At 29.4% G+C, this 17,508-nt stretch carries 15 protein-coding genes and 1 other annotated feature; of the genes, 5 read left to right on the top strand and 10 right to left on the bottom strand.

The features are described 5' to 3' along the window. Positions 1-28: 28 nt before the first annotated feature. Entirely contained in the window at positions 29-2,671 is a 2,643-nt protein-coding gene (locus Q1K13_RS01785; RefSeq protein WP_300347250.1) for a valine--tRNA ligase, read from the bottom strand. Positions 2,672-2,893: 222 nt separating this feature from the next. Continuing rightward, positions 2,894-3,108 (bottom strand) — a binding site (T-box leader). A gap of 277 nt (positions 3,109-3,385) precedes the next feature. On the opposite strand from Q1K13_RS01785, the gene Q1K13_RS01790 reads away from it, so the two are divergent. After that, entirely contained in the window at positions 3,386-3,730 is a 345-nt protein-coding gene (locus tag Q1K13_RS01790) for a tetratricopeptide repeat protein (protein ID WP_300347251.1), read from the top strand. 67 nt (positions 3,731-3,797) lie between these two features. Here Q1K13_RS01790 and Q1K13_RS01795 read toward each other — a convergent pair whose 3' ends face one another. Genes Q1K13_RS01795 through Q1K13_RS01805 form a run of 3 tightly spaced genes read right to left on the bottom strand, consistent with a single transcriptional unit; the run spans position 3,798 to position 6,863 of the window. After that, positions 3,798-4,970: a transglutaminase-like domain-containing protein gene (locus Q1K13_RS01795; RefSeq protein WP_300347253.1), complete on the bottom strand. Its 1,173-nt coding sequence runs from the start codon at positions 4,968-4,970 to the stop codon at positions 3,798-3,800. A gap of 5 nt (positions 4,971-4,975) precedes the next feature. After that, on the bottom strand, positions 4,976-5,614 hold the full coding sequence (gene recX, locus Q1K13_RS01800; protein ID WP_300347256.1) for a recombination regulator RecX: 639 nt from the start codon (positions 5,612-5,614) through the stop codon (positions 4,976-4,978). Positions 5,615-5,618: 4 nt separating this feature from the next. Next, positions 5,619-6,863, bottom strand: a complete 1,245-nt coding sequence (locus tag Q1K13_RS01805) for a M16 family metallopeptidase (RefSeq protein WP_300347258.1) — start codon at positions 6,861-6,863, stop codon at positions 5,619-5,621. A 94-nt stretch (positions 6,864-6,957) separates the two neighbouring features. On the opposite strand from Q1K13_RS01805, the gene Q1K13_RS01810 reads away from it, so the two are divergent. Both Q1K13_RS01810 and Q1K13_RS01815 read left to right on the top strand, forming a co-directional pair. Continuing rightward, complete coding sequence (locus Q1K13_RS01810; protein WP_300347260.1) at positions 6,958-7,629, top strand: response regulator transcription factor; 672 nt, start codon at positions 6,958-6,960, stop codon at positions 7,627-7,629. After that, on the top strand, positions 7,629-9,155 hold the full coding sequence (locus Q1K13_RS01815; RefSeq protein ID WP_300347261.1) for a sensor histidine kinase: 1,527 nt from the start codon (positions 7,629-7,631) through the stop codon (positions 9,153-9,155). Before Q1K13_RS01810 ends, Q1K13_RS01815 begins: the two co-directional genes overlap by 1 nt. Before the next feature lie 270 nt (positions 9,156-9,425). On the opposite strand, the gene ymfI is transcribed toward Q1K13_RS01815, so the two are convergent. The 3 genes from ymfI to glyA all read right to left on the bottom strand — a co-directional run bounded on the left by ymfI (position 9,426) and on the right by glyA (position 12,531). After that, positions 9,426-10,172, bottom strand: coding sequence for an elongation factor P 5-aminopentanone reductase (gene ymfI, locus Q1K13_RS01820; RefSeq protein WP_300347262.1), 747 nt, complete (start codon positions 10,170-10,172; stop codon positions 9,426-9,428). Positions 10,173-10,215: 43 nt separating this feature from the next. Beyond that, positions 10,216-11,166, bottom strand: a complete 951-nt coding sequence (locus Q1K13_RS01825) for a dipeptidase (protein ID WP_300347263.1) — start codon at positions 11,164-11,166, stop codon at positions 10,216-10,218. Positions 11,167-11,298: 132 nt separating this feature from the next. After that, a complete protein-coding gene (gene glyA, locus Q1K13_RS01830) occupies positions 11,299-12,531 on the bottom strand; it encodes a serine hydroxymethyltransferase (RefSeq protein WP_300347264.1) in 1,233 nt (410 codons plus the stop codon). 174 nt (positions 12,532-12,705) lie between these two features. On the opposite strand from glyA, the gene Q1K13_RS01835 reads away from it, so the two are divergent. Next, on the top strand, positions 12,706-13,476 hold the full coding sequence (locus Q1K13_RS01835; RefSeq protein WP_300347267.1) for a threonine/serine exporter family protein: 771 nt from the start codon (positions 12,706-12,708) through the stop codon (positions 13,474-13,476). Continuing rightward, positions 13,476-13,997 (top strand): threonine/serine exporter family protein, encoded by a 522-nt coding sequence (locus Q1K13_RS01840; protein ID WP_300347268.1) that lies wholly within the window; start codon positions 13,476-13,478, stop codon positions 13,995-13,997. The genes Q1K13_RS01835 and Q1K13_RS01840 overlap by 1 nt, the downstream gene beginning before the upstream one ends. A gap of 21 nt (positions 13,998-14,018) precedes the next feature. Here the strand turns inward: Q1K13_RS01840 and Q1K13_RS01845 are convergent, their stop codons facing one another. From Q1K13_RS01845 to hisS, 3 genes are all read right to left on the bottom strand, one after another. Then, on the bottom strand, positions 14,019-14,291 hold the full coding sequence (locus Q1K13_RS01845; RefSeq protein ID WP_300347269.1) for a metal-sensitive transcriptional regulator: 273 nt from the start codon (positions 14,289-14,291) through the stop codon (positions 14,019-14,021). A gap of 148 nt (positions 14,292-14,439) precedes the next feature. After that, positions 14,440-16,239, bottom strand: a complete 1,800-nt coding sequence (gene aspS, locus Q1K13_RS01850) for an aspartate--tRNA ligase (RefSeq protein WP_300347270.1) — start codon at positions 16,237-16,239, stop codon at positions 14,440-14,442. Positions 16,240-16,259: 20 nt separating this feature from the next. Continuing rightward, a complete protein-coding gene (hisS, locus tag Q1K13_RS01855; RefSeq protein ID WP_300347272.1) occupies positions 16,260-17,507 on the bottom strand; it encodes a histidine--tRNA ligase in 1,248 nt (415 codons plus the stop codon). Position 17,508 lies beyond the last annotated feature (1 nt).

Below are 17,508 nucleotides of genomic sequence, written 5' to 3' on the forward strand. Positions count from 1 at the left end.
TTAGATACACTAAAGTTTTCTTGTTATATTATTGTAAAGCTTCTATTCTTTCTAGAACAGCCTCTAACATTTCTTTATATTTAACACCTTTTTCTCTTTCTTCATTAACAACAGCCTCAGGTGCCTTACTTACGAATCTTTCATTAGAAAGTTTCTTTTCAACTCTTAAGATTTCTCCCTCAAGTTTAGTTTTCTCTTTATTTAATCTTTCTAACTCTTTATCCTTATCAACTAAGTCAAGTAATGGTAAGAATAATTCTCCACCCTTAACAACAACTGATACTAAGTTATTATCTAAGTTATCTTTATTATCTAAGAAAGTAACCTCTGAGGCAGATGCAAGTTTTTCTAAGTAAGCTGCACCATTTATGAAGGCATCTTTAGCCTCTTCTGAAGCATAAGCCATAACCTTAGCTTTTCTTGAAGGTGGTACGTTCATCTCAGCTCTTAAGTTTCTTAATGATCTTATAGCTTCCATTATGAATGTCATATCTTTTTCAGCTTTTTCATTATTTAAAGCTTCCTCATATGTTGGCCACTTAGCAATTGTTATTGACTCAGTTTCTGTGCTTAAGTGAGTATATATTTCCTCAGTTATGAAAGGCATTACTGGGTGTAATAATTTTAATCCTGTATTTAATACAGTGTAAAGTACATTAAATACTACTCCCTTAGCTTTTTCATCTTCACCATATAATACTGGCTTAACTAATTCTATATAGTAATCACAAAACTCAGTCCATAAGAAATCATGTACTTTTTGAAGAGCTATTCCTAACTCATATTTTTCCATGTTTTCAGTAACTTCTTTAATTAATGAGTTCATTCTTGATAATATCCATTGATCTGCTAAGCTATACTCTTTACATTCTTTGTATTTATCCATAAGCTCTCTATCTAAGTTCATCATAACAAATCTTGAAGCATTCCAAATCTTATTCGCAAAGTTTCTTGCAGCTTCAACTCTCTCAGGAATGTATCTTATATCATTTCCTGGGGCATTTCCTGTTACTAACATGAATCTTAAAGCATCAGCTCCATATTCATCTATAACTTCTAAAGGATCTACACCATTTCCTAAGGACTTACTCATTTTTCTTCCTTGAGCATCTCTTATGATACCATGAATTAATACTGTATCAAATGGAGTTTCTCCCATGTTATGGATACCTGAGAATATCATTCTAGCAACCCAGAAGAATATTATGTCATATCCTGTAACTAATGTTGATGTTGGATAGAAAAACTCTAAATCATCAGTTCTATCAGGCCATCCTAAAGTTGAGAAAGGCCATAGGGCTGAACTAAACCAAGTGTCTAAAACATCTTTATCTTGTTCTATATTAGAAGATCCACATTTACAACACTTAGTTGGATCATCTAATTCAACCATTATTTCACCACAATCTTGGCAGTAGAATACTGGTATTCTATGTCCCCACCATAATTGTCTTGAAATACACCAATCTTGAATATTTTCCATCCAGTTGAAATAAGTTTTTTCAAATCTCTCTGGAACAAATTTAGTTTTCTTGTTTCTTACAACTTCTATAGCAGGTTCTGCTAATGATTGCATTTTAACATACCATTGTTTTGATATGATTGGCTCAACTACTGTACCACATCTATCATGAGTACCAACGTTGTGAGTATGAGGTTTTATTTTAACTAATAATCCTAACTCATCTAAGTCAGCAACCATTTGTTTTCTAGCTTCATATCTCTCTAAGCCTTTATATTTTCCACCTAAATGGTTTATCACACCACTATCATCCATAACTCTGATTTGTGGTAAGTTATGTCTCTTACCAACTTCAAAATCGTTAGGATCGTGAGCTGGAGTTATTTTAACAGCCCCTGTTCCAAATTCTACGTCAACATAATCATCGGCAATTACAGGAATTTCTCTGTCTGTTAAAGGTAATTTTAACATTTTACCTACTAAATGAGCATATCTTTCATCATTTGGATTTACTGCAACGGCGCTATCTCCAAGTAATGTTTCTGGTCTAGTAGTAGCTATTTCTAAGAATTCATCTGAACCAACTACTGGATATTTAATATGCCAGAAGTTTCCTTCTTTTTCTTCGTATTCTATCTCAGCATCTGATAAAGCAGTCTGACATTTTGGACACCAGTTAGTTATTCTATTTCCTTGGTATATTAAACCTTCTTTATATAATTTAACGAATACGTGTCTTACAGCTTTACTTAAATTTTCATCCATTGTGAAAGCTTCTCTTGTGAAGTCAGCTGAACATCCCATTTTTTTAAGCTGTTCTCTGATTCTTTCTCTGTACTCATCTGTCCATTCCCAAACTTTTCCTAAGAAAGCTTCTCTTCCCATTTCTTTTTTATAAAGACCCTCTTTTAAAAGCTCGTTTTCAACCTTAACTTCAGTTGCAATACTAGCGTGGTCTTGTCCTGGTAACCATAAAGTGCAATATCCTTGCATTCTCTTAAATCTTATAAGCATATCTTGAAGTGTATTATCAAGTGCATGACCTAAGTGTAATTTACCAGTTATATTTGGTGGTGGCATTATTATTGTATATGGTTTTTTACTCTTATCAACTACTGGAGTAAAATATTTTTTCTCCTGCCAAGTATTATAAAGTCTTTCTTCAAACTCTTTAGGACTATAAGTTGTTGAAATATTCTTGTTATCCATTAGACAAACCTCCTTAAAATTTAAATACGAATATGTATTTATAAATTATTTTCTATTTTAAAATCAACTTTAATATTTACTTAATTAAAGTTATGTATAAAGTTTAATCTTTAAATAGTTTTTATTTAAAACATTTCAAAAACACTTCTTGAAACATCTTTTAACAATTATAATTTCAATTTAAAAATGATTTTTTAGGCAATAAAAAAAGCCTTCAATCCATAAAAGGACGAAAACTCGCGGTACCACCTTTTTTCCCTCAAAATTAAGGGCTCTTCAAAAATTAACGACTGAAAATGCCGTCTTTGATTACTTAAATTTTCACCAAAGAAACTCAAAAGCTACCTTCAAGATATAGACCTTAGAAATCTTACACCCTAGGATTTCCTCTCTAAAAAGCTCTTACTACCTTTACTCCTCTTTATCACTGTTTATATCACTATTTAAATTATAGATATATCTTATACCATTTCTAAAAGTTCTGTCAAGTAAGCAAAAAAATTCTTTATATTTTCTACATTACATGAATATTATTGCCATAGATGTTAATAATTAAAATAGATATTTTTAAGAAAGCTATTAACTATTGAAATAAATATAATTGAAAGTGTGGTGAAAAAAAGGTTGCCAATTTAAAAAGAGCAAAATTATTATAAAACTTTAAAAATAAATTAGATTAATAATATTTATATCTTTTTTTGCAACCCTCTGAGTATGAGTAATTTTTCTAAAGCTAATGATCTTTATAATACAAAAAATTATAATGATGCAATAAATTATTATAAAAAAGCCTTAGATAATGATGAATGTAAATGCCATAGCTACTACAATGCTGGTGTTTGTTACATAAAACTTAAACAATATGAAAAAGGGATTGAAATGATTACTAAAGCACTTGAAATTCATCAAGATTCAAAGTATTTTTTCAATTTAGCCTATTGTTATTCTATGACAAATAATAATAAAAAAGCATTAAGATATTTTAACCTTGCATGGGCATTAGATCATGCAGATATAGATTGTGAAAAAGCAATAAATTTAATTGTTTCAAAACTTTAAAATAGCCCTAATTCCTTTAACATATAACACAAAAACAACCAAGCGTTTCTCTTGCTTGGTTGTTTTTTTACCACTCTCCTATAATCTTTCCATCTTTATGAGTTTCTCTATTTCGTTTACTATCAAAATAGTTACCTACTTTTCCAAAGGTAGGATCTACTGTTATCCACCTATCTTGTTCTTTTAAATAAACCTCATTCCAAGAATGTGCTCCCCATTGAACTCCATTATATGCATCACCTGTGATTATTCTAACCTTTAATCCAACTTCCCTAGCCATAGCCACATAAAGACAAGCATAGTCAAAACATATTCCACGTCTACTTTCAAAAGCTTCTATTGCCCCTGATTTATACTTAGAAGGCATGCCTGTTATATTCTCTGCCTTTTTATCATCATAAGTTATATTTTCACTTATCCAAGTATAAAGAATCTTAGCCTTCTCCCTATCAGTTTCTGCATTTTTAACAAGTTCCTTCGCTTTATCATTAATAGCTTTATTTGATTTTATTCCCTGTTCTAAGGTAACTCCATTATAAAAATTTATTACATTTTTTTCTGTTTTAACTCTTTTTTGAGTTCCTTCCTTAGAAACTTCTTCTCTTTCAGAGAAATTTTTGCTAATAGCTGTTACATACCTTTCATGAAAAGATTCATATTCCTTTGTTAAGGCTGCATAATACTTATTGTCATTTAAAAGATCATAAGACTTAGAATTAAGAGTTAAATGTTCTATCTTATTGCCTAAATAACCATTACTTCCTAAAATAATTATAACTAATGCACTTATTATCATATAAAATAAAGCTTTAGGCATATTAAGTATTAACGCCACTCTTTTTCCAAATTTCTTACCTCTTTTAGCTTCTACATTCTTAAGCCATTTTAAGAATGGATTAACTATAATGAAATTAAATATTAAAAATACAAGTTTAACTAAATAATACAAAACCAATGTTAAAACTAATACTATTAATATAATTATTATCTGAGGTGATATATTAAGTTTTGATATTAAAAAGTCAAATTGAACTATAGCTATTGAAAAAATTCTTTCAATTACATTAACTTTTTTTATTAACATAAAACTTAGGTAAAGAGCTAGAAAAAGTGAAAGGTAATTCCCTAACTCTTCAATGCTTTGCTTCATTCTTATAATATTGAACTTTCTTTTATAGGAAACCAATAAAGGAATTATAAAAGAACAAAGTATAACTATATCTATTAAGTTAAAATTCATATTATCTACTCCATTAATTCATTGTTAGTTAGTCTTCTGACCACCTTATTGCAACAATCATAATCATATCCCTTTGATAAAAGAAATCTAAATAATTTTTGAGATAATTTGTATTTATCACTTTCTTTTTTCTTTAGTATATTATATCTCTTCTCTGCAAGTTTAAATGCAGTATCATCTTCATCTTCTGAATCAATATTAGCTAATTTTTCTGAAAGCATATCTTCACTTATCCCTTTTCTTATTAAGGCATATTTAATCTTATTTCTACCTTGAGTTCTAAGTCTGTCTTTTATATACATCTCTGCATATTTTTCATCGTTTATAAGATTATATTCCTTAAGAAAACTAAGTGTTTTATATATTGTATCCTCTTCAAAACCTCTCTCTTTAAGCTTATCTATTAATTCCTTCTCTGTTTTATATGCTTTCTCAACAGTCCTTAAAGCAGAATTTTTACATTTTATGAATTCATCATCTTTTACTATTTCACTTATTTCCTGAACATCTATAGAGGAATCTTTTTTAATTCCATGCTTATATATAAGTTCAGCGTCGCAAGCAAAGGTATATTCATTATCAACGTAAATATTAACTCTGTTTTGATTTTTCTTTTGAACTTCTATACTTGTTATTTTTCCCATTGTATTACTCCATTGGCTTTAATATGTGTATTGTAGGATTATTTAAATACTCTTTGCAAACCCTGTAAATATCATCACCTGTTAATTTCTCCAGTTCTTCCATACTGTCTATAAATTCAGTTATATCTTTTCCTGAAAGACTTTGAACAAGTACATAACTACAAAGATTACTACAATCTTCTAAGGTAGACACTACCCCTGTTTTATGAGTTTTCTTCATCATACAAAGCATATCTTCGTCAAAAGTTATGACTTTATTCTTTATGTCTTCTATGGAAGAATTTATAACCTCTATAACTTCATCTATTGATTCTTCTCTAACTGAGGTAAAAATATTCATTGTATTTACATTTTCATCTAAATCCATTTGACTATAAACATCATAAGCAAGACCTCTTTCTTCTCTTAACTCCCTAAATAAAATTGAGTTTGAACTCTCTGCTAGTTTATAACTTAAGATTTTTAAAGGAAGTTTATCTTCTTCTTTAACCTCTTCAAAGGCATAAAGATAAGTAACTGTCCCTTGCTCAATCTGTGATTTATATGAAGTTTTCTTAATATCTCTATTTTTTTCTTTTATTATTTTAGCTTTTTTTCCACAAGTTCCTTTCCACTTGCCAAATATGTCTACTATTATCTTTTGCATTTGTTCATGGCTAAAAGCACTTACTGTTACTATAACACAGTTATCTGGAGTGTAGTATTTTTTATAAAAATCATAAACCTGTTTTCTTTTATAACTTTTAACATGTTCTTCAGTTCCTGCTATAGAATTTCTAAGAGATGATTTATAAAATGCATACTCATGGGTTCTACTTAAGCTTAAATCTTCTAAGTCATCTTTATCAGTTCTTATTTCTGAAATCACAACACCTTTTTCTTTTTTCATCTCTTTCTCATCAAAGGAAGAGTTTAAAATCATGTCACCTAAAAGTTCTATTCCCTTTTCAAATTCTTCATCTAGGCAATTAATACTATAAACTGTTGAAATATAATCAGTATAGGCATTATAATCTCCACCTAAAAATTCTAATTCTCTATTTAATTCTTCATTACTTCTAGTTTTTGTTCCTTTAAAAAGCATGTGCTCAACAAAGTGGCTCATACCTAATTCTTTTTCTTCTTCATATAAAGAACCTATGTTAACTCCAATATTTATTGAAGCTAGCCTTGTATCTTTTTTTATTGTTATAACTTTTAACCCATTAGGTAAAATTATAGTATTTTCATCAAAAGTCCATCTCTTCATTAAAAACTCCTCTAAAATTATTTATATAAACCTTAGTTTTCATTGTATAATAATAAGTAAGTTAAAACAATATATTTTAAAGGTTGGTGGTTATATGAATAAAACGGTATTAATAGTTGAGGATGAAATACGTATAAGATTTCTTGTGAGAGATTACTTTAAAAAAGAAGGATTTAATATCTTAGAAGCTTCTGATGGGGAAGAAGCACTTAGAATATTTTCTGAAAATGCAGTAGATTTAGCCATATTGGATATAATGATGCCAAAACTAGATGGTCTTTCTGTTTGTAAAAATATAAGAGAAGTTTCAAACACTCCTATAATATTACTTACTGCAAAAAGCCAAGAGGAAGATAAACTTTTAGGCTATGAACTTGGTGCAGATGACTATATGACTAAACCTTTTAGTCCAAAAGTATTAATTGCAAAAGCTAAAGCCTTATTAAAAAGAACTGGTATTTCTACTGATAAAAATATTCTAGATTTTAATGGTCTTATAATAAATAAACTTTCTCATGAGGTTAAAATAAGAGAAACTGAAATTCTTCTTTCTCCAAAAGAATATGATTTGCTTATATATCTTTCATCAAACGAAGGAATAGCCTTATCTAGAGATAAAATTTTAGATAATGTTTGGGGATATGATTATTTTGGAGACATTAGAACAGTAGATACTAATATTAAAAGACTTAGAGAAAAGCTTATGGATAAATCAAATTATATAGCTACAGTAAGAGGAAGCGGCTACAAATTCGAGGTGAAATAGTGAAAAAAAATATTTCAAAAAGATTATTTGTAATTACTTTTAGTATAATAATTTTCTTAACTTTATTTACAATGGTATTTCAAATGACCTTTTTTCAAGAATTTTATTTAAAAAGAAAAAGTGCTGATTTAAATAATGCGGTCCTAAAATTTAGAGCTCTTTATTCCTATGATTTAAATAATACTAAATCTCTTTATAGAGCTCTTAGTTTTTTTGAATTAGAAAACAATGCTAAGATAGGTATATATTCCATTGATAGTACACCTAAATATCTTTCTGATCCAAAAGATAGTCAAAATTCAGAAGCAACAGCTTTACTTAATGATATATTTATGGAACTTTATAGTGAGCCAGACTTTGCTAAATTACTTTTAAGCTCTAATTCTGGAATTATAAGAATACATAATAGTGAAAAATATTCTACAAAGTATTTAGTTTGTATGGCTCCTTTTTCCTTTAATTCTAGAAATGACTCCATAATTATAGCCATAACATCTTTCCAACCAATTGAAGAGGCCAATGCTTTAATTAAGGATTTCTATAAATACATATTGCTTATAGTACTTGTAATAGGCTTAATACTTTCTTACGTATTTTCAAACCTAATAAGTAAACCTCTTGTTAAATTAAATAAATCTGCTAAAAAAATGAGTGCTATGGATTTCTCTGAGAAATGTGATATTAATAGAGATGATGAGATTGGAAACCTAGCTAAAACATTAAACTTCTTATCTAAAAATCTTTCTAATGCCTTAGATGATTTAAAAATCAAAAATAAAAAATTAGAAGAAGATATAGAAAAAGAAAGAGAGCTTGAAAAACTTAGAAAAGACTTCATAGCAGGGGCATCTCATGAACTTAAAACTCCTATAGGTATAATTTCTGGTTATGCTGAAGGAATTAAGGATGGAATTGTTGATGAGAATGATAAAAATGTCTATTTAGATATTATTATTGATGAAGCTGAGAAGATGAATAAACTTGTTATGGATATGCTTGAACTTTCAAAACTAGAAGCTGGAAAGATTGATTTAAACATAATAGATTTTTCATTAACAGATCTTACTGAGGAAGTTTTAATGAAAAATGCTGTTGATATAAATAATAATAATCTATCAGTTGTAAAGAATTATCCTTTAGATGAGGATTATTATGTTAGTGGAGATGACTTTAAAATCGAACAGGTTATAACAAACTTTGTTACAAATGCAATAAAATACTCTGAACCTAATAACAAAATAATAATTACTATTAAGCCAAGCGATGATGATTATATCTACTTCTCTATTGAAAATACAGGAGCCCATATTCCTGAAGAAGATTTAAATAAGATTTGGAATCAATTCTATAGAGGAGATACTTCTAGAAACAGAGGTGCTAGAAGTACAGGACTTGGATTATCAATTGTAAAGGGACTACTTCAAGTTCATAACAGTGAGTATGGTGTTTGCAACACAGAAAATGGAGTAAAATTTTTCTTTACTCTAAAAAAATCTAAAGAGATATCATACCATGAAAATATTTAAATAATAGCTAAAGCGAAGAAACTCCCATAGGTCAAAGAGCTTCGCTTCTTAAGGCTATTATTCTTTCATATTCGATAAAACTCTAAACTACTTATTAAAATGGTCATAAATTTCTATCTAAAATCAACACTAGTTTAAAACATAGCAAAATAATAGTATATTTCAACTTAAATTAAATTTAAGTACTAAAATTTAATTTAAAACTTTAAAATATAAATTCAAAAAAGAGTGAGCAATAAAATTTTACGCTCACTCTTTTTTTCTAAAACCTTATAACATTCCCCCATCAATGGTTATAATTTGTCCTGTTAAATAGGATGAATCATCAGAACTTAAAAATACTGATGTTTTTCCTATTTCATCAACCTCTCCAAATCTATTCATTGGAATCTCCTCTTCTAAAGCACTCTTTTCATCACTACTTAGCCAAGCATTCATTTCCGTGTTTATAACACCTGGTGCTATAGCATTAACTCTTATTCCCCAGGGGGATATTTCCTTAGCTAAAGCCTTAGTAAACAGGTTTAATCCACCTTTAGTTGAAGAGTATATAACCTCACAAGAGGCCCCAACATTTCCCCAAATAGAAGATATATTTATTACAGATGGATTTTTTCCATTTCTTAATAAATCCATTGAATCCCTTGTAAACTTCATAACACTTATTAGGTTTACATTCATAACATAATCTAACTCATCATCTGTCGCATCCATGAATAATCCAACTTTTGAAACTCCTGCATTATTAACTAAAATATCAAGTTTTCCAAACTTCTTTTTAATAGTACTTATCATATTTTCCCTGTGATCTTTTTTAGCTATATTTCCACCTAGAACCTCAGCACTTCCACCTAATTCCTTAATCATATCAACAGTTTTAAAAGCACCTTCATAGTCCCTATTATATCCAACTAAAACAAAGGCTCCAGCTTTTCCAAATTCTATAGCTATGCCTCTTCCTATTCCTTTTGAAGCTCCTGTTACAAAAGCTACTTTTCCTAATAATTTCTTCTCCATCTTTATCCTTCTTCCTGTTTCTATATAAAATAACATCTAATTTTTAAATTAAAACATCTTTAATCACTCTTTTAGCATTTTTGTAAAAAATCTTCTCTATTTCATCCTGAGTAAATCCCTCTTTCTCTAATACGGAAATAAGCATTCCCATTTTGCTAACATCAGTGATTTCAACTTCATTATCTATTCCATCAAAATCTGAACCTAAAGCTAAAATATCTATTCCTCCCACATTTCTTATATGTTTAATATGTCTTGCCATATCAGAAAGTAAGGCCATATCAGAATCTAAGGCATTCTCTTTTCTTAAAAATGCATTACAAAAGTTTATTCCTGTAACTCCTCCATTCTCTGCTAAAAGTTTAATCATAGAATCAGTTAAATTTCTACTATGAGGTGTTTTAACTCTGCTATTTGAATGAGATGCTATTATTGGTGCTTTAGAATATTTTAAAACATCATAAAATCCTCCATCAGATAAATGAGAGACATCTATAAGCATTCCTAATTTATTCATTTCCTCTACTATTTCAATCCCACACTTAGTAAGTCCTTTATTCATATGCTTAAAATTATAATTAGGATATCCAAGTTTATTTTCATAATTCCAAGTTAATGTTATAAGAGAAACTCCCTCTTCTTTAAATTCTCTTAACTTATCCACTTCACCTAAAATAGGCTCTCCCCCTTCAATGGTTAAAAATGCTCCTATCTTTTTTTCATTCTCTGCATTTTCTAAATCATTTATATTTCTACAAAGCACTATTTCATTTGAATTTTTATCCAGCTCTCTTTTGAAACTACTTAACATTTCTTTACAGTATTCATAAGTATCATTCCTATATTCTTTATCAATAAAAAGTGCAAAAAACTGTGCTAAAGCTTCTCCTTTTTTCAACTTCTCAATATCAACCTTCAAATCATTTTTAATAAGCCTTTTATTATCTCGTAACATAATTGATGCTGTATCACAATGAAAATCTATAAACTTCATAAAACTCACCTCTTTATATAATCTAAACTATATCAAAAATATTAAAACTTTAAAATAATTATTACTCCAAAAATTTCAACAAAAAAAGCTATGTTAAAACATTTAATTATAACATAGCTTTTAAATTTAATTCTAATATAAAGGATATTTATCACATAAAGCTTTTACCCTAGCTTTTAATGGAGCTAAATCCTCATTTCTTCCTTTAATTGCATCATTTATTAAAGATGCTATTTCTTTCATATCTTCTTCTTTAAATCCTCTTGTGGTAATAGCAGGCGTTCCTATTCTTACCCCACTTGTAACAAATGGACTTCTTGTTTCATTAGGAACAGTATTCTTATTTAAAGTAATTCCTATGCTATCTAGAAGAATCTCTGCATCTTTTCCTGTTATATCTTTATTAGTTAAATCTACTAAGATTAAGTGATTATCAGTTCCATTTGAAACTAATTTAAATCCATATGATTCCAATGCATTTGCTAAAGCCTTGGCATTTTTAACAACTTGTTCCATGTAACTTTTAAATTCTGGCTCTAAAGCTTCCTTAAAACATACTGCTTTACCTGCTATAACATGCATTAAAGGCCCTCCTTGAATTCCAGGGAATATATTTTTATCAATTATTTTTGAAAATTCTTCTTTACAAAGTATTAATCCCCCTCTAGGTCCTCTTAAGGTTTTATGAGTTGTGGAGGTGACAAAATCAGCATATGGAACTGGTGATGGATGAAGTCCTGTGGCAACTAATCCAGCAATATGGGCTATATCAACCATAAGGTAAGCTCCTACCTCATCTGAAATCTCTCTTAATTTTTTAAAATCTATAATTCTTGAATATGAACTAGCTCCTGCAACTATTAACTTTGGATTATGCTTTTTAGCTAATTCTCTTAAATTTTCATAATCTATCATCTCAGTTTTTGAATCAACACCATATGAAACAAAGTTAAATAACTTCCCTGAGAAATTTACTGGTGATCCGTGAGTTAAATGTCCTCCATGGCTTAAATCCATTCCTAAAACAGTATCACCTGGCTCTAAAACTGAAAAATAAACTGCCATATTAGCCTGTGATCCTGAGTGAGGTTGTACATTAGCATGTTCAGCCCCAAATAATTTTTTTACTCTTTCTCTTGCTAAATCTTCAACCTGATCAACTATATGGCATCCTCCATAATATCTTTTTGAAGGATAACCTTCTGCATATTTGTTAGTTAAATATGATCCCATAGCCTCCATTACTGCTTTGCTAACAAAGTTTTCTGAAGCTATAAGTTCTATACTATTTTCTTGTCTCTCTTTTTCTTTTTCTATAAGATTTGCAATTTTTTTATCTTCCTTCTGTAAATTTTCAAAATTCATTTTTCTTCACCCCAAAACAAAATATATATTACATATTATAAATTTACCAAATATTTTTATCAATAAAAAATAAATTATATTTTTAAATTAAATTATTCTACTCTTAAATAGCAATTAAAAGTTTTCATATGTTATAATTACAGTATTATTATAATTTACATAGGGGCGAATAATATGGATTTTGATAAAATATTGCATATAGCAACTTTTGCAGGAAGAATAATACTAGAAAGCGGTGGCGAAACATATAGGGTTGAAGAGACTATATGCAAAATATGTCAAGCTTATGGAGTACGTTATGCAGATAGCTTTGTTACGCCAACTGGAATAATGGTTTCTGTATATGATGAAAATAATTATACAACCACCCTTGTTAAAAGAGTCACTAGCAGAACAGTTAACCTACAAAAAATTCATTTAGTAAATGAACTTTCAAGAAAAATTTACATAGAAAAATATTCATTAGATGAAGTATTAGAAAAATTAATAGATATAAATCAAAACTGTCCAAAGTATGATTTAAAAACAAACTTAATCTTTTCTGGTATGGGTGCCGCAGGATTCACCACTATTTTAGGTGGGAAACTTGAAGACTGCTTGGTTTCATTCTTTGTTGGAATGTTCGTTCAATATGTCACTATTAAATTTAGTAACTTAGGAATAAACGCATTTTTTGTAAATAGTCTAGGTGGTGCAATAGCAGCATTACTTTCTTTAATAGCCTATAATTTAGGAATTGGTACTAGTTTAGATACTATGATTATTGGAAGTATAATGCTTCTTGTTCCAGGACTTGCAATCACAAACGCAATAAGAGATACAATAGCTGGAGACTTAATTTCAGGTATTATAAGAACAGCCGAAGCCTTCCTTATAGCCATATCTATAGCTGTTGGAACAGGTATGGTCATGAGTTTTTGGATTTCATTAGGAGGTGGTATTTAATGCAATTATTAATTGAAGTTTTATCCTCATTTTTAGCAACAATTGCCTTTGGAATTTTATTTAATATTCATGGAAAAAATTTATTTTTTGCTGGAGTTGGTGGTGGACTAGGTTGGTTTATCTATAAAATAGGTTTATCATTTAACTTTAGCATTGTTTTATCTATGTTTTTTGGTTCCATAGCCATAAGTACATACTCTGAGATTTTTGCTAGAATTTTAAAAACTCCTGTTACAACAATAGTTGTTCCAGCCTTAATTCCACTTGTTCCAGGTGGTGGAATGTATAACACAATGTATGAAGCTATAAAAGGAGACGCAATGTCTACTTGGAATCAAGCAATTACTACAATTTCATCAGCAGGTGCTTTGGCCTTAGGTGTATTATTTGTTTCTTCTATTACAAGATTAATATATTCAAAAAAGAAACTTTATACTCATGGTTCATTAAATCCTAAAAATCTTCTATTATTTAAAAAATTAAAAAACAAAGATGACATAGAATTTAACAATAAAAAATAGACCACTATTTAAGTGGTCTATCTATTTAACAAAACTATTTAATGTTTTTATTAATTGTTCTAAAGCAGCCTTTTCTTCTTCTGTGCCATCATCTATTCCCATGCAATTTCTAGCATAATTTTCTATAAGAAGAACTCCTACCTTATTTATAGCTGCTCTTATTGCGGATACTTGAGTTAGGACATCCCTACAACAGACATCCTTATCAACCATTCCTTGAATCCCCTTAACTTGCCCTTCTATTTTTCTTAATCTTATTAATATGTCTTTTCTTAAAGCTTCATTATCATTCAACTTTTACACCTCGTGATCTTATTATCATCTACTATATAATATTTTAATGTATATTATTATTTCCAATATTTTTTAAGTAAAAATCAATAAAAAAGCAACCTAAAATTAAGATGCTATTTTATTATCTCAAAATTAGATTGCTTTTATATTATTCTGCCTTATCTTCTTCAGACTTCTTTATTACTTCTATTCCTAATTCGCTTAATTGATTTTCATCAACTATATTAGGTGCTTCAGTTAAATAACAGAATGCATTTTGGTTTTTAGGGAATGTTATAACATCTTTAATATTTTCAGTCTTAGCTAAGAACATTATCATTCTATCTAAACCAAATGCTAATCCAGCATGTGGTGGTGGTCCAAATTTAAATGCTTCTAATAAGAATCCAAATCTTTCCCAAGCTGATTCTTGAGTAAATCCTAATACTTCAAACATTTTTTCTTGAAGTTTAGTATCATGTATTCTTACTGATCCTCCACCAAGCTCTTCTCCATTTAATACTAAGTCATAAGCCTTAGCTCTTACTCTACCTGGATCTGTGTCTAAATACTTAATATCTTCATCCATTGGCATAGTAAATGGATGGTGAGCTGCAAAGTATCTTCCTTCTTCTTCATCATACTCAAGAAGATCAAACTCTGTTATCCATGTAAAGTTGAACTCATTCTTATCTTTAACTAAATCAAACTTTCTTGAAAGTTCTAATCTTAACTCTCCTAAAGATTTAAATACTACTGAGTTTTTATCAGCAACTATAAGTATTAAGTCGCCAGTTTTAGCTCCCATAGTTTCAATTATCTTGTTTAATTCCTCTTCTTTAAAGAACTTAGCTATTGGTGATTTAACACCCTCTTCTTTTAATTGAATCCATGCTAATCCTTTAGCTTTGAAAGTCTTAACGAATTCTCCTAATCTATCAATATCTTTTCTTCCCATTGAAGCTCCGCCTTCTAGGCATAATCCTCTAACTGAGCCTCCATTTAAAACAGCGTCTGTAAATACTTTAAATCCGCATTCTTTAACAACTTCACTTAAGTCTGTTATTTCCATACCAAATCTTAAGTCAGGTTTATCTGAACCATATTTCTCCATAGCATCTTTGAATGTCATTCTCTTAATTGGAGTTTTAACATCAACACCAATTACTTCTTTAAATACATGTTTGATTAAACCTTCATTTAATGCCATAACATCGTCTTGTTCAACAAATGACATTTCTAAGTCAACTTGAGTAAACTCAGGTTGTCTGTTAGCTCTTAAATCTTCATCTCTAAAACATTTAACAATTTGGAAATACTTATCAAAACCTGATACCATTAATAATTGCTTAAATAATTGTGGTGATTGAGGTAATGCATAAAACATTCCTGGGTAATTTCTTGATGGAACAAGGTAGTCTCTAGCTCCTTCTGGAGTTGATTTAGTAAGCATTGGTGTTTCCATCTCTAAGAAACCATTTTGATCAAGATAATCTCTTATAGCCTTAGTTGTTTTATGTCTTATCTTGAATATATTTTGCATATCTGGTCTTCTTAAGTCTAGATATCTATATTTTAATCTTATGCTTTCTGCAGCATCTAAATCTTCTTTAATGTATATTGGAGGAGTATCTGACTCAGATAAAATTTTTAATTCCTCAGCATTTAATTCAACCATTCCTGTTGGCATGTTTTTATTAACTGATTCTCTCTTAACTATTTCACCTGTTACAGCTATGCAGTACTCTGGTCTTATTGATTTTGCTTTTTCTAGGATTTCTTCTCCTAGGTTATCATGAAATACAACCTGTAAAATCCCTTCTCTGTCTCTTAAATCTATAAATTGAAGTCCTCCAAGATTTCTATTTCTTTGGACCCATCCCATTACAGTAACTTTTTGTCCTATGTGATTTTCTCTAGCATCGCCACACATAATGCTACGCTTTAATCCATTTAAAGCTTCACCCATTTTAATTCTCCTCCTGTCTACTATTTAACTATATTTACTATTTCATTTATATCTAAGCTAACTTCGAATTGTTCTCCATCGCTCATTCTCTTAATTCTAACCTTGTTTTCCTCTATTTCAGAATCACCTACAACAAAAGTAAATCTAGCACCTATTTTATTAGCATATTTCATCTGAGCCTTAACGCTCTTTCCTAGGTGGTCTATTTCTGCTTTTATTCCAGCTTTTCTTAAGTTAAATGCTAACTTCATAGACTCTAACTTTGCATTATCACCCATTGATCCAATGTAAACATCACATCTATTTGGTTCTGGAATTTCTATTCCCTCTTCATCTAAGATTAAAAGAAGTCTTTCAAGTCCTAATCCAAATCCCATTGCTGGAGTCTTAGGTCCATCAATCTCTTCTACTAGATAGTCATATCTTCCTCCACCACAAACTGTTAATCCATCTTTTATAACTTCAAAAACAGTTTTACTGTAGTAATCTAATCCTCTTACTATTTGAGGATCTATATTGTATTCTATTCCCATAACATCTAAGTATGCCTTTAACTTAGTGAAGTGGTCACTACATTCCTCACATATGTAATCTAATATTGAAGGAGCTTCTTTAACTATAGCTTTACATTTCTTTTCTTTACAATCTATAATTCTCATTGGATTCTTTTCAAATCTTGTTTTACAAGTTTCACAAAGATCATCATAATTTTCTTGTAAGTATTGTTTTAAAGCTTCGTTAAATTTAGATCTACATTTTGGACATCCTAAACTATTTATATTTAAGCTTAATCCATTTATTCCAAAATCTTCAGTTAATGCTCTCATTACTAATGATAAAACTTCTGCATCAATTGAAGGTTCTTGTGAACCAAATACTTCTATTCCATATTGATGGAATTGTCTTAATCTTCCCTTCTGCGCCTTCTCATATCTAAAGCAAGGAGTAAAATAAAACATTTTTGTTGGTTGTGCATCTGCATATAAGCTATTTTCTATGAAAGCTCTTACTGCCGGTGCTGTGCCTTCTGGTTTAAGTGTTATACTTCTTCCACCTTTATCCTCAAAAGTATACATTTCCTTTTGAACAACATCAGTAGTTTCACCTACACCTCTTTTGAAAAGCTCAGTTGCTTCAAACATAGGAGTTTTTATCTCTCTAATGCCATATTCAGCTGATATTTTTCTTAATTTTTCTTCTATATAATGCCATTTATAAGCCTCATTAGGTAACATATCTTTAGTACCTTTTTGAGCTTGTATTGCCATA

Origin of the sequence: Clostridium sp. (genome assembly GCF_029267215.1) — a bacterium.
GTDB lineage: Bacteria > Bacillota > Clostridia > Clostridiales > Clostridiaceae > Sarcina.

Excerpts from the sequence above, each read along its gene's own strand:
- Q1K13_RS01795 (WP_300347253.1), bottom strand. The coding sequence starts at position 4,970 with ATGAATTTTAACTTAATAGATATAGTTATACTTTGTTCTTTTATAATT.
- Q1K13_RS01825 (WP_300347263.1), bottom strand. The coding sequence starts at position 11,166 with ATGAAGTTTATAGATTTTCATTGTGATACAGCATCAATTATGTTACGA.
- glyA (WP_300347264.1), bottom strand. The coding sequence starts at position 12,531 with ATGAATTTTGAAAATTTACAGAAGGAAGATAAAAAAATTGCAAATCTT.
- Q1K13_RS01790 (WP_300347251.1), top strand. The coding sequence starts at position 3,386 with ATGAGTAATTTTTCTAAAGCTAATGATCTTTATAATACAAAAAATTAT.
- Q1K13_RS01835 (WP_300347267.1), top strand. The coding sequence starts at position 12,706 with ATGGATTTTGATAAAATATTGCATATAGCAACTTTTGCAGGAAGAATA.
- Q1K13_RS01840 (WP_300347268.1), top strand. The coding sequence starts at position 13,476 with ATGCAATTATTAATTGAAGTTTTATCCTCATTTTTAGCAACAATTGCC.
- Q1K13_RS01805 (WP_300347258.1), bottom strand. The coding sequence starts at position 6,863 with ATGAAGAGATGGACTTTTGATGAAAATACTATAATTTTACCTAATGGG.
- ymfI (WP_300347262.1), bottom strand. The coding sequence starts at position 10,172 with ATGGAGAAGAAATTATTAGGAAAAGTAGCTTTTGTAACAGGAGCTTCA.
- recX (WP_300347256.1), bottom strand. The coding sequence starts at position 5,614 with ATGGGAAAAATAACAAGTATAGAAGTTCAAAAGAAAAATCAAAACAGA.
- Q1K13_RS01810 (WP_300347260.1), top strand. The coding sequence starts at position 6,958 with ATGAATAAAACGGTATTAATAGTTGAGGATGAAATACGTATAAGATTT.
- Q1K13_RS01785 (WP_300347250.1), bottom strand. The coding sequence starts at position 2,671 with ATGGATAACAAGAATATTTCAACAACTTATAGTCCTAAAGAGTTTGAA.
- aspS (WP_300347270.1), bottom strand. The coding sequence starts at position 16,239 with ATGGGTGAAGCTTTAAATGGATTAAAGCGTAGCATTATGTGTGGCGAT.
- hisS (WP_300347272.1), bottom strand. The coding sequence starts at position 17,507 with ATGGCAATACAAGCTCAAAAAGGTACTAAAGATATGTTACCTAATGAG.